The organism is Streptomyces sp. NPDC005281 (assembly GCF_040607495.1).
Lineage (GTDB): Bacteria > Actinomycetota > Actinomycetes > Streptomycetales > Streptomycetaceae > Streptomyces.
The window spans coordinates 1-1,102 of sequence record NZ_JBEXGX010000111.1 but is presented as its reverse complement, the minus strand read 5'-3'; the positions used below and the strand labels follow the sequence as shown (position 1 = coordinate 1,102).

Below are 1,102 nucleotides of genomic sequence, written 5' to 3'. Positions count from 1 at the left end.
ACGGACGCGGGGGTACCTGCATGGGGCAAACACCTCAAATCTGACGGCCATGAAAGTTACTTACCGACATAGACCATCTCCAAATGCCCACTGAGTGGGCATTTAGTTATGACTTGCGGTGTTACGTCGCTCTTGCGGCCTGGTCTTTTCAGAATGATTTGTGCCCTGCGTGCAGCTTCGCGGCCTTCCGGGCTCCGGTCTCGGCGCCCATTTGCTCCGCGTCTCGCACCCGGATTCCGTCTGGTCTATGGACGTCACAGAAACGCCCAGCTGGTCAAGTAACGCTGTCGGCGGCGCTGTTCGTGTAGGAGCCCTTTCGTGAACCAGCGCAAGCCGTACCCCAGCGACCTGTCCGACGCCCGATGGGCGTTGATCGAACCGACCTTATCCGCCTGGAGGAATGCCCGACTCGATCGCAGACCCACCGGTCGGCCGGCCCAGGTCGAACTACGCGATGTCTTCAACGCAATCCTCTACATCAACCGCACGGGAATCCCGTGGAAATACCTCCCGCACGACTTCCCGAACCACGGCACCGTCTACGCCTACTACGCCGCCTGGCGTGACGAAGGAATCCTCGCCCAGCTCAACTACGACCTGACCGGCCTGGCCCGTGTGAAAGAGGGGCGCAAGCCCGAACCGACCGCATCCGTGATCGACACCCAGAGTGTGAAGACCTCCACCAACGTGCCCCTGACCAGCCAGGGAACGGACGCCGCAAAGAAGATCGTCGGCCGGAAGCGGGGCATCATCACCGACACGCTCGGCCTGCTCCTCGCCGTGACCGTCACCGCCGCAAGCCTGTCGGAAAACGCCGTGGGAATACGACTCCTCGACCAGGCCAAGAAGACCTACCCGACCATCTCCAAGAGCTGGGTCGACACCGGCTTCAAGAACGCTGTCGTCGAGCACGGGGCACAGCTTGGAATCGACGTCGAGGTCGTCAAAAGAAACCCTGAGATCCGCGGCTTTCATATCGTCAAAAGGCGCTGGGTCGTGGAGCGGAGCATGTGCGCCACGAGGCGCTCTGTTTGTATCCCCGGCTGAGCCGGGAGGAACTCGGAAGGAGGTTCCTGGGCCGGATGACTTACCTGGATCCGAA

Annotated in this window: 1 pseudogene; it reads left to right on the top strand. The window is 61.3% G+C overall.

Annotated elements, in window-relative coordinates:
* Window positions 1-318: 318 nt before the first annotated feature.
* Window positions 319-1,008, top strand: a pseudogene (locus ABZV42_RS42285) (IS5 family transposase); the annotation flags it as partial.
* Window positions 1,009-1,102: the final 94 nt, after the last annotated feature.